At 62.6% G+C, this 14,338-nt stretch carries 11 protein-coding genes; 9 read left to right on the top strand and 2 right to left on the bottom strand.

All coding sequences use genetic code 11. The annotated features are described in order from the left end of the window. Position 1: 1 nt before the first annotated feature. The 3 genes from H5T74_07980 (at position 2) to H5T74_07970 (ending at position 3,393) form a co-directional block, all read left to right on the top strand. A complete protein-coding gene (locus H5T74_07980; protein MBC7230311.1) occupies positions 2-1,018 on the top strand; it encodes an NAD-dependent epimerase/dehydratase family protein in 1,017 nt (338 codons plus the stop codon). Between the two features lie 87 nt (positions 1,019-1,105). Next, a complete protein-coding gene (locus H5T74_07975) occupies positions 1,106-1,939 on the top strand; it encodes a class I SAM-dependent methyltransferase (protein ID MBC7230310.1) in 834 nt (277 codons plus the stop codon). Between the two features lie 122 nt (positions 1,940-2,061). Continuing rightward, positions 2,062-3,393, top strand: a complete 1,332-nt coding sequence (locus tag H5T74_07970; GenBank protein MBC7230309.1) for a hypothetical protein — start codon at positions 2,062-2,064, stop codon at positions 3,391-3,393. Between the two features lie 51 nt (positions 3,394-3,444). On the opposite strand, the gene H5T74_07965 is transcribed toward H5T74_07970, so the two are convergent. Both H5T74_07965 and H5T74_07960 read right to left on the bottom strand, forming a co-directional pair. Beyond that, positions 3,445-4,506: a glycosyltransferase gene (locus H5T74_07965; GenBank protein MBC7230308.1), complete on the bottom strand. Its 1,062-nt coding sequence runs from the start codon at positions 4,504-4,506 to the stop codon at positions 3,445-3,447. Positions 4,507-5,078: 572 nt separating this feature from the next. Next, on the bottom strand, positions 5,079-5,294 hold the full coding sequence (locus H5T74_07960; protein MBC7230307.1) for a hypothetical protein: 216 nt from the start codon (positions 5,292-5,294) through the stop codon (positions 5,079-5,081). Between H5T74_07960 and H5T74_07955 the strand changes: the two genes are divergently transcribed. The 6 genes from H5T74_07955 (at position 5,275) to amrS (ending at position 14,156) form a co-directional block, all read left to right on the top strand. Then, the gene (locus tag H5T74_07955) at positions 5,275-7,383 is read left to right on the top strand and encodes an O-antigen ligase family protein (protein ID MBC7230306.1); all 2,109 of its coding nucleotides are present in this window, start codon (positions 5,275-5,277) and stop codon (positions 7,381-7,383) included. The two genes, H5T74_07960 and H5T74_07955, sit on opposite strands and share 20 nt — an antisense overlap. Positions 7,384-7,452: 69 nt before the next feature. Continuing rightward, positions 7,453-8,520, top strand: coding sequence for a glycosyltransferase (locus H5T74_07950; GenBank protein ID MBC7230305.1), 1,068 nt, complete (start codon positions 7,453-7,455; stop codon positions 8,518-8,520). Between the two features lie 204 nt (positions 8,521-8,724). Continuing rightward, positions 8,725-10,089 carry a sugar transferase gene (locus H5T74_07945; GenBank protein MBC7230304.1) on the top strand — a complete coding sequence of 455 codons (1,365 nt, stop codon included), beginning with the start codon at positions 8,725-8,727 and terminating at the stop codon, positions 10,087-10,089. A 209-nt stretch (positions 10,090-10,298) separates the two neighbouring features. Continuing rightward, positions 10,299-11,099 carry a metal-dependent transcriptional regulator gene (locus tag H5T74_07940; GenBank protein MBC7230303.1) on the top strand — a complete coding sequence of 267 codons (801 nt, stop codon included), beginning with the start codon at positions 10,299-10,301 and terminating at the stop codon, positions 11,097-11,099. Then, positions 11,096-13,120 carry a ferrous iron transport protein B gene (gene feoB, locus H5T74_07935; protein MBC7230302.1) on the top strand — a complete coding sequence of 675 codons (2,025 nt, stop codon included), beginning with the start codon at positions 11,096-11,098 and terminating at the stop codon, positions 13,118-13,120. The genes H5T74_07940 and feoB overlap by 4 nt, the downstream gene beginning before the upstream one ends. 49 nt (positions 13,121-13,169) lie before the next feature. After that, on the top strand, positions 13,170-14,156 hold the full coding sequence (gene amrS / locus H5T74_07930; GenBank protein MBC7230301.1) for an AmmeMemoRadiSam system radical SAM enzyme: 987 nt from the start codon (positions 13,170-13,172) through the stop codon (positions 14,154-14,156). Positions 14,157-14,338 lie beyond the last annotated feature (182 nt).

Here is a 14,338-nt window from a genome sequence, read left to right as displayed (position 1 = left end):
GTTGAACTGGGAGGGCAAGAGAGCGCTGGTGACCGGTGGAGCTTCCTTCATCGGCTCCCACCTGGTGGACGCCCTGGTGGAGAGGGGTGCCAAGGTCAGGGTGGTGGACGACCTCTCCAGCGGCAGGCTGGAGAACATCCAGGGGCACATCGACGCGGGCAAGGTGGAGTTCATACGGGGCGACCTCCTGCGCCAGGAGGTGTGCGAGTTCTCGGTGCGCAACATGCAGGTGGTCTTCCACCTCGCCGCCGCCCACGGGGGGAGGGGATACGTGGACCTGCACCAGGCCGCCTGCGCCACCAACCTGGCCATGGACGGCATGCTCTTCGACGCCTGCCGCCGCGCCGGGGTGGAGAAGGTGGTCTACGCCTCCTCGGGCTGCGTCTATCCCAACTTCCTGCAGACCGACCCCGGGGAGATCCTCTACCTCACCGAGGACAAGGTGGGCCCCCCTTACGACGCCGACAACATGTACGGATGGGCCAAGCTCATGGCCGAGTTCACCCTGAAGGCCTACCACGACGAGTGGGGGATGAACACCGCCTCCTGCCGCTACTTCACCGTCTACGGCGAGCGCGGCAAGGAGGACCACGCGGTCATCGCCATGATTGCCCGCGCCTTCGTGCGCCAGGACCCCTTCGTGGTGTGGGGGAACGGGGAGCAGATCCGCAACTGGACCTACGTGGGCGACATCGTGGAGGGCACCATCCTGGCGGCGGAGAAGATCGACGACGGCACCGCGGTCAACCTGGGCACCATGGAGCGCACGCGCGTCCTCGACGCCGTGGAGGAGGTCATGCGCTACACCGGGCACCGGGCAAAGATCGAGCTCCATCCCGAGATGCCCACCGGTCCCTTGAACCGCGTGGCGGACAACTCCCTGGCCAAGGAGCTCCTGGGCTGGGAGCCCAGGATGAAGTTCATGGATGGCCTGCACCGCACCATCGACTGGTACTTCGCCAACAAGGACCGGGACGAGGTGGCGGCCAGACTGGAGACGGCGCTGACGGAGAGATGACGGGACCGTGGGTGGAGACGCTTTTCGCGACGTTGGCTCGTTGGCGGTGATCTAAGGAAGGTGGTGAGGAGAACGAAAAAAAAAGCCATCTTCGAGAACACCCCCATAGAGGCTGTGCGGGACTTCTGGGACAGCAGGCCGTGCAATATCAGGCATTCCCCTGAACCCATCGGCACGAGGGAATATTTCCAGGGAGTGGAAGAGAGAAAATATTTCGTCGAACCGCACATCCCGAGGTTCGCGCACTTCGCCGATTGGAAGGATAAGAAAGTCCTAGAGATAGGCTGCGGAATCGGGACCGATACCATCAGTTTCGCCAGGAACGGGGCTCGTGTTACGGCAGTTGACATCTCTGATGAATCCTTGAAGATCGCTTGCCGCCGTGCAGAGGTTTTCGGTTTGGAGGATGCGATCCAATTCTACTGTGGAGACGCCGAGAGGCTGTCGGACTTCGTTCCCGTTGATAAGTTTGACCTGATATATTCCTTTGGGGTCATCCACCACACTCCCCATCCCGAGCGCGTTGTCGAGCAGATGCGGCGGTACTTAAGACCTGGCGGAACGGTCAAGATCATGGTGTATCACCGTCATGCCTGGAAAGTATTATGGATTCTACTTGTGGAAGGGCATGGCAGATTCTGGAGGCTTGACGAGCTGGTGGCAAGAAATTCAGAGGCGCAGACGGGTTGCCCCATAACCTATACGTATACTCGCAGAGAGATCAAGGAACTGCTGGAAAGGAATAACCTAACGGTCACCGAGATCTGGGTCGATCACATATTTCCCTATCGCATTGCTGATTATGTGGAGTACCGCTATGTAAAAGAATGGTATTTCCGCTATCTGCCCGAGCCGCTTTTCCGCTGGATGGAGCGCAGATTCGGTTGGCACCTCTGTGTCACCGCCGCATTGGGCGACTGAATCCGGCCGATCGGAGGATGCTCGTATGGGACACCTCGGAATCAAAGACACCGAATGCCCTGCTCCCGCTCCTCAATATCGTTACCGCTCGCTGCCTGACGGGGATATCGGCGAGGTGCGTTATGCCTGAAGCGGGCAAGCGCGACAAAGTCCTGTTCATCGCCTACGAATTCCCCCCCATGGGCGGGATCACCTCCGTCTGGGCTACCAAGCACGTCAAGTACCTTCGCGCGCACGGCTGGGAGCCGGTAGTGGTCACGGTGAGGGATGCGCCCACCAGCATACCCGACCGCAGCCTGGAGAGGGACATCCCGCGCGACGTCGCAGTCTACCGGACCTTCTCACTTGAGCCCACGCGCCTGATCCGGTTGGCGAGGCGCCTGAAGTCAGCCTTATCGAGGAGCAAGGCCGATGGCCAAGGCGGGAGGATCATCTACTCCTATACCGGCCTCCCGCTCCCCCTGCTCGCGAAGCTGAAGGCGCTCTTCGTACCGGACGAGAAGGTGGGGTGGTTCCCCTTCGCGCTGGCCGCCGCCCTGAAGGCGGTCCGGAAGCACGATCCACTCGCCATATTCACCACCACCCCCCCGTACACCACCAACCTGGTGGGTATGGCGTGCTCGGCATTAACAGGCCTGCCGTGGGCATGCGAGTTTCAGGATATCTGGATCGACAATCCCCAGGAGATGCCGCAAGGCGACATAAACCGGCGGCTCCTGATGTTCCTCGAGAGGATGATGCTGCGCAGGGCCGGCGCGGTTATATGCGCCATGCCCTGGCAGATGCGCTGGTTTGAGGAGAGCCTGGGGCCGGCTGCGGCGGGGAAATGCCGCCTCATCACCTACGGGTTCGATCCCGACGATTTCGAGGGAGAGGTCGCATTGGAGGAGAGGTTCACCATCACCTTCACCGGCAAGCTGTATCGGGACCGTTACCCGGCGGCGCTGCTCCGGGCCCTGGAAGACCTGATCGAGAAGGGCAGAGTCGGGGAGGACGAGATCCGACTGCGCTATATCGGACCGCTCGACGTCGACAGCCACCGGGCTTTCGCGCAGGAGAAGCTCGGCTCCCTGATCGAGGTCTCCGGATACGTCGACCATGACGAGTGCCTCAAGCTCATGCGCTCGTCTCACCTCCTGCTCCTGCAGCTGGCCGAGGGGGATATGAGCCGCAAGATCTACACCGGCAAGATGTTCGAGTACTTCGGCGCGCGCCGACCCATCCTAGCCCTGGTGGGCGAGGGCGTCACCAAGGAGCTCATCGAGGAGTTGGGAGCGGGCGTTGCCGTTGATCCCGGCGACGTGGAGGGCATCGGCGAGGCCATACTGGACTTCATCCGCCGCTTCCGCGCGGGGGACGAGCTGTGGGTAGATAGCAGCCGCCTGGAGGAGTTCAACCGCGCCAGGCAGGCAGGCGAACTGGCGGCTGTCCTGGACGGCCTCACCCGCCGATAGGCGCAATGACTCGATAACGGACCGGAGGCCGGTCCACCGAAGGCGCCCCTCCTACCCAGCCTCCAGAAGTTCCTCGTAGTGGGCCAACGTGCGCGCCGTGATCTCGTGCAGGTCAAAGCGCTCGACCAGCTCGCGACCGCGGCGCCCCATGGCCGCGGCCTCATCCGGGTGGTCGAGGAGGCGGTTGACCGCGGAGGCGAGGGCTCCAGGGTCGCGCGCCTCTATGATCAGGCCGTTCTCCCCATGAGCCACCGCCTCCGGCGTACCCCCGGTGGGGGTGGCGATGACCGCCTTCCCCGCCCGCATGGCCTCCAGGGCTACGTATGGCAGACCCTCCCAGAGCGAGGGAAGGACGAGGAAATCGCATGCGGCCATGAGCTCGTCCACCTCGTCGCTCTCGCCCAGGAAGACCAGGGCTTCTCCCGGTATACACAGGCTCTCCGCGTGCCTCCTCTCGCGCTCCATGAGCTCGCCGCCCCCGGCCAGGAGGAAGGTAGCGTCGGGGTGTTCGCGGAGTACGGAGGGCACGGCCTCGATGAGGGTGTGGTGGTCCTTCTGGTACATGAAGCGTCCCACGTGCAGGACTATGCCGCCGCCCCTGTCGTAGCGGCGGCGCAGTTGAGCTACCCGGGACTCATCCACCTCCACCTCGACCTCGACGCCGTTATAGATCATCGCCGTCCTCGCGGGGTCGATTATGCCCAGGCGCGTACCCATGTCCACGTCATGATCGCAGACGCAGATGAAGAGATCCGTGAACCGTTTCAACGCTTTTTCCCCCTGGATGAAGAGGTTCTTCTTCAAACGGCTGCGGTAGTGGGGGTAATGTATCCCGTTCAAGGTATAAACGGTCTTCACCCCCTCCAGCCCCATGGCGGCGAGGCGTGCGTGCAGCCCCGCGAAATGGCCGTGGGCGTGGATGATGGGGAAGCCGCCCTGTTTGATTATCCTCCGCAAAGTCAGCACGGATAGCGGATGCGGTATCCTGGGCATGGGCACAAACCATTGCGGCAGACCCATCGCACGCGTCTTTTCCGCCAGTCTTCCCTCCCCGGGCATGGACACCTCCACCCGCCAGCCCGCTTCGCGAGCCGCCTCCGCCAGGTCGAGCATGTTCCGTTCTCCTCCGGCCAAGGAGGAAGTGCCTGCCACCATCAACACGCTCTTCATACGCGCTTCCCCGATCGCGGGCCTCTTGGCCTGCCGTTTTTCCGACACCTTATTATCGTCCCTCCTGACCATCCTCATAAACCTGCCTTTCGGAATCGGCCATATGGAATCGTCAGGCTGGTTTCGGGTCGCGATCCCGGTACCGCCCACGCGTATCCGTATGGTGACCGGGCTTCTGTGCCGGGCCTTACGCGTCATGTTGTGCAGGCAGCCGGTTCTGGGCATGCCCGCTGGCCCCGGAACTGATGATCAAGGGATATCATTCGCGGTCGATTTATATAGAGCTGGAAGGAATGAGCGTTAGCGGTCCTGAAAGATGAGAGCGTGAAGACTCTAGAGGCGATAGAAGGGATAAGACCGAGCGTTTCCGACGCCGTGGTTCTGTTCCTTGGCACCACCGTTTTTTTTGTGGCAAGCACCGACGGTGCGGGGGATTTTCGCTGGCGCTACCTGCTCTATACCATGATCTACCTGATTGCTTCGATCGCCCTGCTCCGCTGGTTTCGCGGTCGTTTTCACCTTGTCTTAAGAAGGCCCTCTTCGGCCTTCTTGGCGGCGCTGGCGATCCTTGTGGCCCTCGGCGCGGTTTCGCTTTTCTGGAGTGAGAGCGCTTTCGGGGGCGTAGATGCGCTCCAGCGCCTCGGCGTTTTTCTCCTCTCCTTTTTTCTCGGTCGCGCCTTGCTGCGAGAGGCCCGGGCCATGCGTATCTTCATGGCCATGGTGACCGCCACCGCAGCCTCCCTGTGTTTCTACGGCATCGCGCAATACCTGTTTTTCTTCGAGAACCTGGTGCTGTTCCTGCGGCAACACGGACTGGATTATGCCATCACGGACCGGGTGAACTCGCGTTTCATCACCCCCAATGTCTTTGCATCTTTCCTGAACCTTGCCTGGCCGATGAGCCTGGCTCTGCTGTTGACGACCGGCAGGAGGGTTTCGAAGTGGATCTGGGGTGCTGCCCTGGCCCTGGAGATGGTCTCCCTCTACCTGACTCAGTCCAGGGGAGGGTGGGCGGTATCCGTCATGGTGGCGGCGACGATAGTGTTGCTCGTGCCCAGGGGAGTCTGGAGAGGCAGGCTGGCGGTGATCGTCGCCGTGCTGGCTGTGGTGTCCGTGGCATGTCTCGTGCTTTCTTTTCACTCGCCCTTGGGAGGAGAGGAATACGCCGACGTGAACGGATCCGCCTCGGGATCGCAATATTCCGGACTCGACATCACCGCTGCGGCCGGCAGCATGCGCGGAAGGACAGGGATATGGCGGGGCGGACTGGATATGTTCGGCGACAATATCCTGGGCGGGGTGGGCTTGGGCGGCTTCGGGGTCGCCATGCAGCGATATCAACACCGCGCGTTCTTTTCCGTTCATGCCCATAACTACCTCCTGGAGACGGCGGCCGAACTGGGGATAGCGGGACTGGCGATACTGCTACTCGTGACGGCGCTTTTGTTATCTCGCATCCGAGGCGTCTTGGCCACGAGGAGGTCTGGACCCGAGGGCGTTTTCGCGGTCGTCCTCTGGGCGCTGTGCTCGGGTTTCCTGGTCCACAATCTCGTGGACATCTCATGGTTCAGTCCCTTGTGCGCCGCGGTCTTCTGGACGAGCGCCGGAGCGCTGTTCTCGAGCGTCGAAGGCGAGGTGCCCGCGAGAGTTGAGGGCGTATGTGGGAAGAGGGGCGTGAGCGGGGTGACGCGAGAGGGACAGGAAGATGGGAGCGGGGAGCGGGTCGCCAGCGGTATGGCCTGTGGGGAAGAGGGGTGCGGGGGCCCGATGATCTCCCAAGCAGAAGAGCGCCGCCTCGGTGAGCAGGATGGCGGTACGGCGGAAAGAGGGATGCGCGGGAGTGGGCCGAGCGGTGTCGGGGAGATGGGGCTGCGGCGCGCGGTTTTCCTCTCGGCGAGCCTTCTGGCCTTCACCCTGGTAGCGGTAGCGGGTTATTTCAACGCCAGGTTCTTTCTTTCACTGAGCGCCAGGGACCGGGCGGATGAGGCCGATTTCATGGGGGAGGAGCAACTGGCGGTGGAGGAGTACGAGAGGGCGTTGCGTTTCTGGGAAGCAGATCCCGGCACTCACCAGCAAATGGGTTACGTGCTGCAGGGCATGTTGGTGTACGGATGGGGGGAGGAAGGCAGGGAGGATGAATACGCGGAGGGGTCCCTTTACCATCTTGACCGCGCCATCGCCCTGGAGTCCCAAAACGCTTACAGCCACCTCTGGAAGGGCACTCTGTTGCTCAACCTCGGTTGGCACGAGGATGGAAGAGCAGCGCTGAGGGAAGCGGAGAGACTGTACCCAAACAACCCCGCACCTACCTTCTTCGAGGGCGAATCGTTCTTTGCGCAGGGCGAGTATGAGGCAGCGCTGGAGTCCTATGCGAGGACCCTCCGCCTCACTCCGTACTATGCAGATGTGAATATCGTCCCCTTCAGGGGCCGCCCGGAGTTCCGCTATCTTCTCGACGCGGTGCGGAGGAGCATGGAGATATTTCTCTTCCAGGGCCGGGGTGAGGAGGCTTTACGGGTGGTTGACGACACCCTGTTCTGCCTGCCCGACAACCCCACCCTCCATTACTACCGGGCTTACGTGCTGGTCCAGTTGGGAGAGGTGGATAGGGCCCTGGATGAGCTGGACAGGGTGGAGGAGTTGCTGCCGGGTTGCACGGGAGTGCATCTCATGAAAGGGAAGGTCTACGAAAGAACCGGCGATCTCGCGCGAGCCAGGGAAGAGTACCTGCGTGAACTGGAAATGAATCCCGAAAGCGCGGAGGCGCGGGAGAGGTTGGATGCGCTGGAGCGAGGGGGAAGCCCCGGGGGAGGAGGATAAGACCTGTCCGCCATAAGGGTATTACAGGTAAACAAACTCTATCACCCCCACGTGGGAGGAGTTGAGCAGGTGGTGAAGCTCCTCTGCGAGGGGCTGAACCGCAGGGATGACGTCGTAGCCTCCGCCCTCGTCTGCAACGAAGGCCTTAGCACGCGGTCGGATATGGTGGACGGGGTTGAGGTCACGCGGGTGGCGAGCCTGGGAAGGGTATGGTCCGAGCCCCTGGCCCCCACTTTCCCGCTGCGGTTGCTGCGGTCCATGGCCGATATCTACCATTTTCATTCTCCCTTTCCCCTGGGAGAGATAGCAGCCTTGAAGATGAGCAAGCGCGCTCCCATGGTCACCTGGTACCACAGCGACGTCGTCAGACAGCGTTTTTTCCTGCGCGCGTACCGGCGGCTGATGAGCGAGTTCCTCGCCAGGAACAGGGCCATCCTCGTTTCGTCCCCGAATCTTGTCGCGACCTCACCGGTGCTCAGGGAATTCTGGTCGTCATGCCGGGTGGTCCATTTCGGGATCGATACTCGCCGCTTCGAGCTGAACGCGTCCATCCAGAAAAGGGCTGGCGAGATAAGGGAAGAGTCTGCCTCCGATGCCCCGCTGGTCCTTTTCGTGGGTCGCCTGGTCTATTACAAGGGACTCGAATGCCTCATAGAGGCCATGTGCTCGGTGGACGCGCATATCATGGTTATCGGGAAGGGGCCCCTGGAGAAGAGACTGCGCAGACTGGCAGAAGAGAAGGGCGTTTCCGGCAGGCTTCATCTCGTGAGTTGGGTAAGGGACGAAGAGATGCCAGCTTACTACCACGCCTGCGACATGCTGGTCCTCCCTTCCACGGCGAGGAGCGAGGCCTTCGGGCTGGTTCTCCTGGAAGCGCAGGCCTGCGGCAAGCCTACAGTGAGCACGGAGCTGGGCACAGGCACCTCCTATGCTAACCTGGACGGGGTAACGGGTTTCGTGGTTCCTCCCGGGGATGCCGGAGCCCTTGCCGCCGCCATCAAGCGGCTTGTCAGGGACAGGGCTCTGCGGGAGGAGATGGGGCGACGTGCGCGTGAACGCGTTCTGGCCGAGTTCAACCTCGAACAGATGGCGGACAGGGTTGCGGACATCTATAACGAAATCATATACGGTAGGTGAGGTAGCGGCGGCATTCCGGCCTCGACCATGAGGTCACCCGCGGATGACCCGCCTGCCAGACGGCGTCTTTCAAAAGCAGGTTCTACCGGAAAGATGTCGGTCAGGGGAGAGGAAGGCCGCCGTTGAACGGTTGACCCATAGGGTAATTACCGGCAGTCCTGCCCGCGGGGCTGCGTGCGGGGTGGTGTGGGAACGGTGATGGCGTTGAAAAAGAGAAGCCGGGTGGCCTTGACGGTCGTCTTCGACGCCCTGCTCATAAACGCGGGGATCGTCCTCTCCTTCCTGCTGCGATACGGAGGAACGCTCCCGCGTTTCAACTTCGATCCCTATCTCCGCATGGCCGTGTGGATCACGCTCATCCAGTTGCTCTTCATCTATGCCTTCGGGGGGTACGACCAGCAGCGCATGGCGGATGGATGGAACATCCTCGGCGCCTTGTTGCAGGCCGTTACCTTCGGACTGCTCGCGGTGGTGGCCCTGACCTTCGTCCTGAGATCGTTCTCCTTTCCCCGTTTGGTCTTCGTCATCACGTGGTTCATGCAGGTCTCGCTGCTCCTGGCCTGGCGCCTGCTGCAACTCAAGGTGGCGCCCCCCAACTTCGGGGATGTACCGGTCTTGATCGTGGGGACGGGAGAGACAGCTCGTCATCTGGTGAGGGAGATCGAGAAGCAGGGTAGGCTGGGATATCGTATCGTGGGGGCGGTCAAGCGGGATGACGAACGTGACGTGGAAGAGGTCGAGGGCGTCAGGGTCATCGGAAAAATAGATGAGGTGCCCTACCTTGCCGCCACCTATCAGGTGAAATACATCATCATCACCATCCCCGTGCGGGAGCGGCAGTTGATAGAGGACCTCATCAGAGTGCGAAGGGCTCGCGTGCGCGTGGACGTGGTGCCGGACCTGTACGAGATCATGGTCGGGCGCATCGACGAGGTCGGGATCGGGGACGTGCCGCTGGTCAGCCTGGTGAAGCAGCCGCCGCCGGGTTACCGCCGCACCATGAAGACGGTGCTGGATGTGGTCATGGCCCTCCTGCTCCTGGCGGTGTTCTTCCCGCTCTGGGCGCTTCTCGCGCTGGCGGTGAAAACCAACTCGCCCGGGCCCATCTTCTACCGCCAGGCCAGGGTGGGAAAGGACGGCAGGGAATACACCATGCTCAAGTTCCGTACCATGTACGAGGGAGCGGAGGCGGAAACCGGCCCCGTGCTCTCTTCCCCCGATGACGAGAGGGTGACCCCGCTGGGTCGCTTCCTGAGGCGCTTCCGCCTGGACGAGATCCCGCAGCTGTTGAACATCCTGGCGGGACACATGAGCTTCGTCGGGCCCCGCCCTGAGAGGCCAGAGCTGGTAAACCGTTATTCGCAGGAGATAGCCGGTTACGATGAGCGCTTTGCCGTGCGCCCGGGACTGACCGGCCTGGCCCAGGTCTACGGCAGTTATGCCACCACCACGGAAAACAAGCTCAAGTTCGACCTCCTTTATATCCAGAACCAGTCGCTGCTGCTCGACCTCAAGATCATCGCCAGGACTCTATCGGCGGTGCTCTCCAAGAAGGGATCGACCCTTTAGATCCATGTGCGGAGCTGACTGCTGCGCGAGGGACGTTTCCGGATAAGGGTTTCCTGCGATGTCCGACATACCGGGGTTCATTCCATTATCTGGCCTCATATAACCATTAAGAGTAATCCTGTAAATCATGAAACCATTGAATCAGCGATGTGATAATATTAGATTAGTCTAAGTAATCGGTTATGGCCGTAATACGGGGAGTGAGAAGGATGATCACCGAGAAGATGGAGGAATACCTGGAGGCGCTGTTCAAGCTGAGCTGCGAAGAGAGTGCCCTGACCCCCACCCGTCTGGCGGAATACCTGGGGGTGACCACCCCTACGGTGCTGGACATGCTGCGGCGCCTAGAGACGGAGGGATACGTGCGCTATGCCGACGCAGCCGGAACGCCAGGTAGGGGACTGGGGAAGGGAGGGGCGAAGGGCCACGGTAAGGGACCCGGCGGAGGCCCGGCGAAGGGACAGGGCCGGGCCCGCCGCGAGATAAGCCTCACTCCCAAGGGACAGCGCGCCGCGCGCACCCTGGTACGGCGCCACCGCCTCTCGGAGCGCTTCCTCACCGACGTGTTGGGGCTGGACTGGGAGTCGGCGCACCGCGAGGCCTGCAGGCTGGAGCACGTACTCTCCCCGGAGGTGGAGGAGAAGCTGGCGGAGATGCTCGGCAACCCCGAGACCTGTCCCCACGGCTACCCCATACCGGATGAGAACGGGCACATCAAGGAAGTGGAGATAAAGCCCCTGTGCGATTTTCGCGTGGACGAGAAGGGCTGCATCGCGCGGGTGGAGGAGGAGGAGCCGCAGCTCCTGCAGTACCTGGCCTCCCTGGGGTTGCTGCCCGACACCGATATCGAGGTCATCGACATCGCTCCCTTCGGAGGACCCCTGCTGGTGAGGGTGGGAGATACCCAGTATGCCCTGGGCCGGGAGGTGGCATCCAAGATCTGGACGCGGAAGGGGTCTCAAGGAGCGCGGCGCGGCAGGGGATGGAAGGGCGGAAAGCGGGAGCGATGAAGGAAAGACCCCTGGAGCAGCTGGAGAGGATCCGCGAGAAGGTAGAATACGTCTTCGCCCTGGCGGGCAACCCCAACGTGGGCAAATCGACCATCTTCAACCGCATCACCGGCATGGGGGTGATGACCGCAAACTATCCCGGCATGACCGTGGAACTCAACCTCGCGGTGACGGAGATGGACGGGCGGCGCATCGGCATCATGGACCTGCCCGGTACCTATGCCCTGGGAGCGGTTTCCGAGGACCAGCTGGTGGCCCGCCGCGGGGTGCTGCAGGGCAAACCCGACGTGGTCATCGTCATCCTGGACGCCAACAACCTCGCCCGCAACCTTTACCTGCTGCTGCAGTTCCTGGACCTCGGATGTCCCGTGGTGGCCGCCCTCAACCTTGTGGACCAAGCCGAGCGCGCAGGGATCCACACCGACATCGAGCTCCTCTCGGAGCTTCTGGGGGTGCCGGTGGTCCCCACCGTGGGCTTGAGGGGGGACGGCCTGGACGAGCTCATGCACCAGGCGCTCGCCGTCGCCGAGGGGAGCGAGGACTATCCCATCATCCCCTTCTCCTACGCCGCGGACCTCGAGTCCCGTATCCGCAGGCTGGCGAGGCGCATCGAGAGGAGGATGGGGGGCCTGCCGCAGGAGCTCTCGCCCCGCGCCCTGGCCATCCTGCTGCTGGAGGAGGACGAGGAGTTTCTGGGGGCGCTGGGCGAGGAGAAAGAGGGGGCGGAGATCGCCGCCTACGCCCGCAGCGTCGCCAGGGAGATAGAGAAGGAGCACGGGGAGAAGGCGGCCCTCATCCTCGCCCGGGAGCGCCACGGCATTGCCGGTAGTATAGCGGCGGCCGTCCAGGAGCGCGGGGAGCAGGAGCGGTTGCGGCCGGGGGAGAGGTTGTGGGGATATACCACCTCCTTCAAGAGCGGCCTGCCCATCGCCGCGGCGGTAATGGGCCTGGTCTTCCTGGCCCTGTTCTGGGGAGGAGGCGAGCTCGCCTCTCTCTTCTCCCGCTTCTGGGAGAGCGCGGTGGGAGGGCCGGCCGCGAGGGGCATAGAATCCCTTCTCGGAACGGGGGCTTGGGCGCGGTCGCTCATCTGGGCCGTGGACGGACTGGGGGCGGTGCTGGAGATAGCCCTTCCCTACCTGCTGGTCTTCTACCTCATCCTGGGGGTGCTGGAGGACAGCGGCTACCTCAACTCCATAGCCTTCCTCGCCGACAGGGTCATGCACCGCCTGGGCCTGCACGGCCGGGCCATCATCCCCCTCATCTCCGCCGTGGGCTGCAACGTCCCGGCGGTGATGGGTACGAGGGTGCTCTCGACGCGGCGCGAGCGCATCATCGCCTGTTCCCTCGTCGTGCTAGTACCCTGCAGCGCGCGGGTGGCGGTGATCATGGGCGGGGTGTCGCGCTATGCAGGGGTGCTTCCGGCCTTGGTACTATTGGCGCTGCTCTTCGGGCTGGTGCTGGCGGCCGGCCTTTTCCTCAACCGGGTCATGCCGGGGGAATCCACGGGACTGGTGATGGAGATGTTCCCTTTCCGGCGCCCCTCGCTGATCAACGTGTTGAAAAAGACCTGGATGCGTCTCAAGGATTTCCTCTTTATAGCGGCTCCCTTCATCGTGGCGGGCAGCTTTCTGCTCGGACTGCTCTACGAGAGCGGGTGGATCATCAGGCTGACCACCCCATTGCGGCCGGTGGCGGAATGGTGGCTGGGCATCCCCGCCGTAGCCCTGCTGGCGCTCATCTTCGCCTTCCTGCGCAAGGAGCTGGCCTTGGCCCTGCTGCTGGTGCTGGCCGGCCAGGCCATCCCGGGCATCAGCGAGAGCTCCTCCCTGCTGGATTTCATGAGCAGGGGGCAGATATTTGTCTTCGCCCTGGTGTGCGCGGTGTATATCCCCTGCGTGGCCACCTTCGCGGTCCTCTGGAAGGAGTTGGGAGCAAGGAGCACCCTGGCCATCACCGGCTCCACCGTCCTTCTGGCCCTTCTGCTGGGGGGCCTCGCCCACCTGGTGATAGCCCTGTTCTGAAAGCCGGGTCCCGGCCCGGGGTAGAATAGAGAGGGTGAAAGGAGGGGCGATGAAAGAGGCGCTTTATTACGAGAAGGCGGAGGAGGGCAGGGTGCACTGCCTGCTCTGTCCCCAGGATTGCGTGATCGCGGAAGGCCGGAGGGGGTTCTGCAAGGTGCGGGTGAACGTGGACGGCGTGCTCTACTCGGAGGTCTACAACCGCGCCATGGCCCGCAGCATGGACCCCATAGAGAAAAAACCCCTCTACCATTTCTATCCCGGCTCGCCCATCTATTCCCTGGGCACGCGGGGATGCAACCAGCACTGCGACTTCTGCCAGAACTGGCACATGCTCCAGCCCGATGCCCGTACCGCCGAGATCTCCTCGGAACAGGCGGTGGAGGAGGCCCTGGCCCACGGGTCCGTAGGCATCGCGTACACCTACAACGAGCCCACCATCTGGTACGAGTTCGTGCTGGAGTGCGCGCGACTGGCGAGGGAAAAGGGACTGGTCAATGTGCTGGTCACCAACGGCTCCATCAACCCCGCGCCCTTCGCGGAGCTCTCTCCCCACGTGGATGCCATGAACATCGACGTGAAGTCCATGGACCCGGACTTCTACCGTAGGATCTGCAAGTCCAAGCTGGAGCCGGTGCTAGCCACCTGCCGGGCGGCGAAGGCGGCGGGCATACACGTGGAGGTGACCAACCTGGTCATCCCCACCCTCAACGACTCCGACGAGCTCTTTCTCGAGCTGGTGGATTTCGTGGCCTCCCTGGGGCCGGAGACCCCGCTGCACTTCTCGGCCTATTTCCCATCCTACAAGATGACCGTAGAGCCCACGCCCCTGGAGTCCCTGCTGCGGGCGAGGGAGATCGCGCGGGAAAAGCTCTACTACGTCTATCTCGGGAACGTGGTCGACAGGGATGGGTCCGACACCCTCTGTCCCTCCTGCGGCAACCTCCTGGTGAGCCGGCGCGGCTACCGCGCCGTCGTGGTAGGGATAGAGGAGGGCAGGTGCGGCAAGTGCGGCAGGCAAGCGGATGTTCTGATGTGAATGGGGTCGGATCTTCGATCTTCGGTGTATGGGCTCGAGGAAGGGCTTCTTGCCGATGGGTCCATGAATCAGGTTGTCGGGCCCATTGGATGAGGCCGGGTTTCGAGTGCCGGCCTTGCCGCGGGGTGAGAGAAGGCGGATGACGTATAATCGTTTTTTAATATGATGGATGTGTCGTAACC

The organism is Actinomycetota bacterium, assembly GCA_014360645.1.
Lineage (GTDB): Bacteria > Actinomycetota > Geothermincolia > Geothermincolales > RBG-13-55-18 > Solincola_B.
Note: the sequence above shows the minus strand (reverse complement) of the source record. Positions and strands in the feature narration are given on the sequence as shown.

What these genes read in the sequence shown, in the direction of transcription:
- H5T74_07970 (MBC7230309.1), top strand. Translation starts at nt 2,062, where the DNA reads ATGCCTGAAGCGGGCAAGCGCGACAAAGTCCTGTTCATCGCCTACGAA.
- H5T74_07965 (MBC7230308.1), bottom strand. Translation starts at nt 4,506, where the DNA reads ATGCTCGACCTGGCGGAGGCGGCTCGCGAAGCGGGCTGGCGGGTGGAG.
- H5T74_07955 (MBC7230306.1), top strand. Translation starts at nt 5,275, where the DNA reads ATGGCCATGGTGACCGCCACCGCAGCCTCCCTGTGTTTCTACGGCATC.
- H5T74_07940 (MBC7230303.1), top strand. Translation starts at nt 10,299, where the DNA reads ATGATCACCGAGAAGATGGAGGAATACCTGGAGGCGCTGTTCAAGCTG.
- feoB (MBC7230302.1), top strand. Translation starts at nt 11,096, where the DNA reads ATGAAGGAAAGACCCCTGGAGCAGCTGGAGAGGATCCGCGAGAAGGTA.
- amrS (MBC7230301.1), top strand. Translation starts at nt 13,170, where the DNA reads ATGAAAGAGGCGCTTTATTACGAGAAGGCGGAGGAGGGCAGGGTGCAC.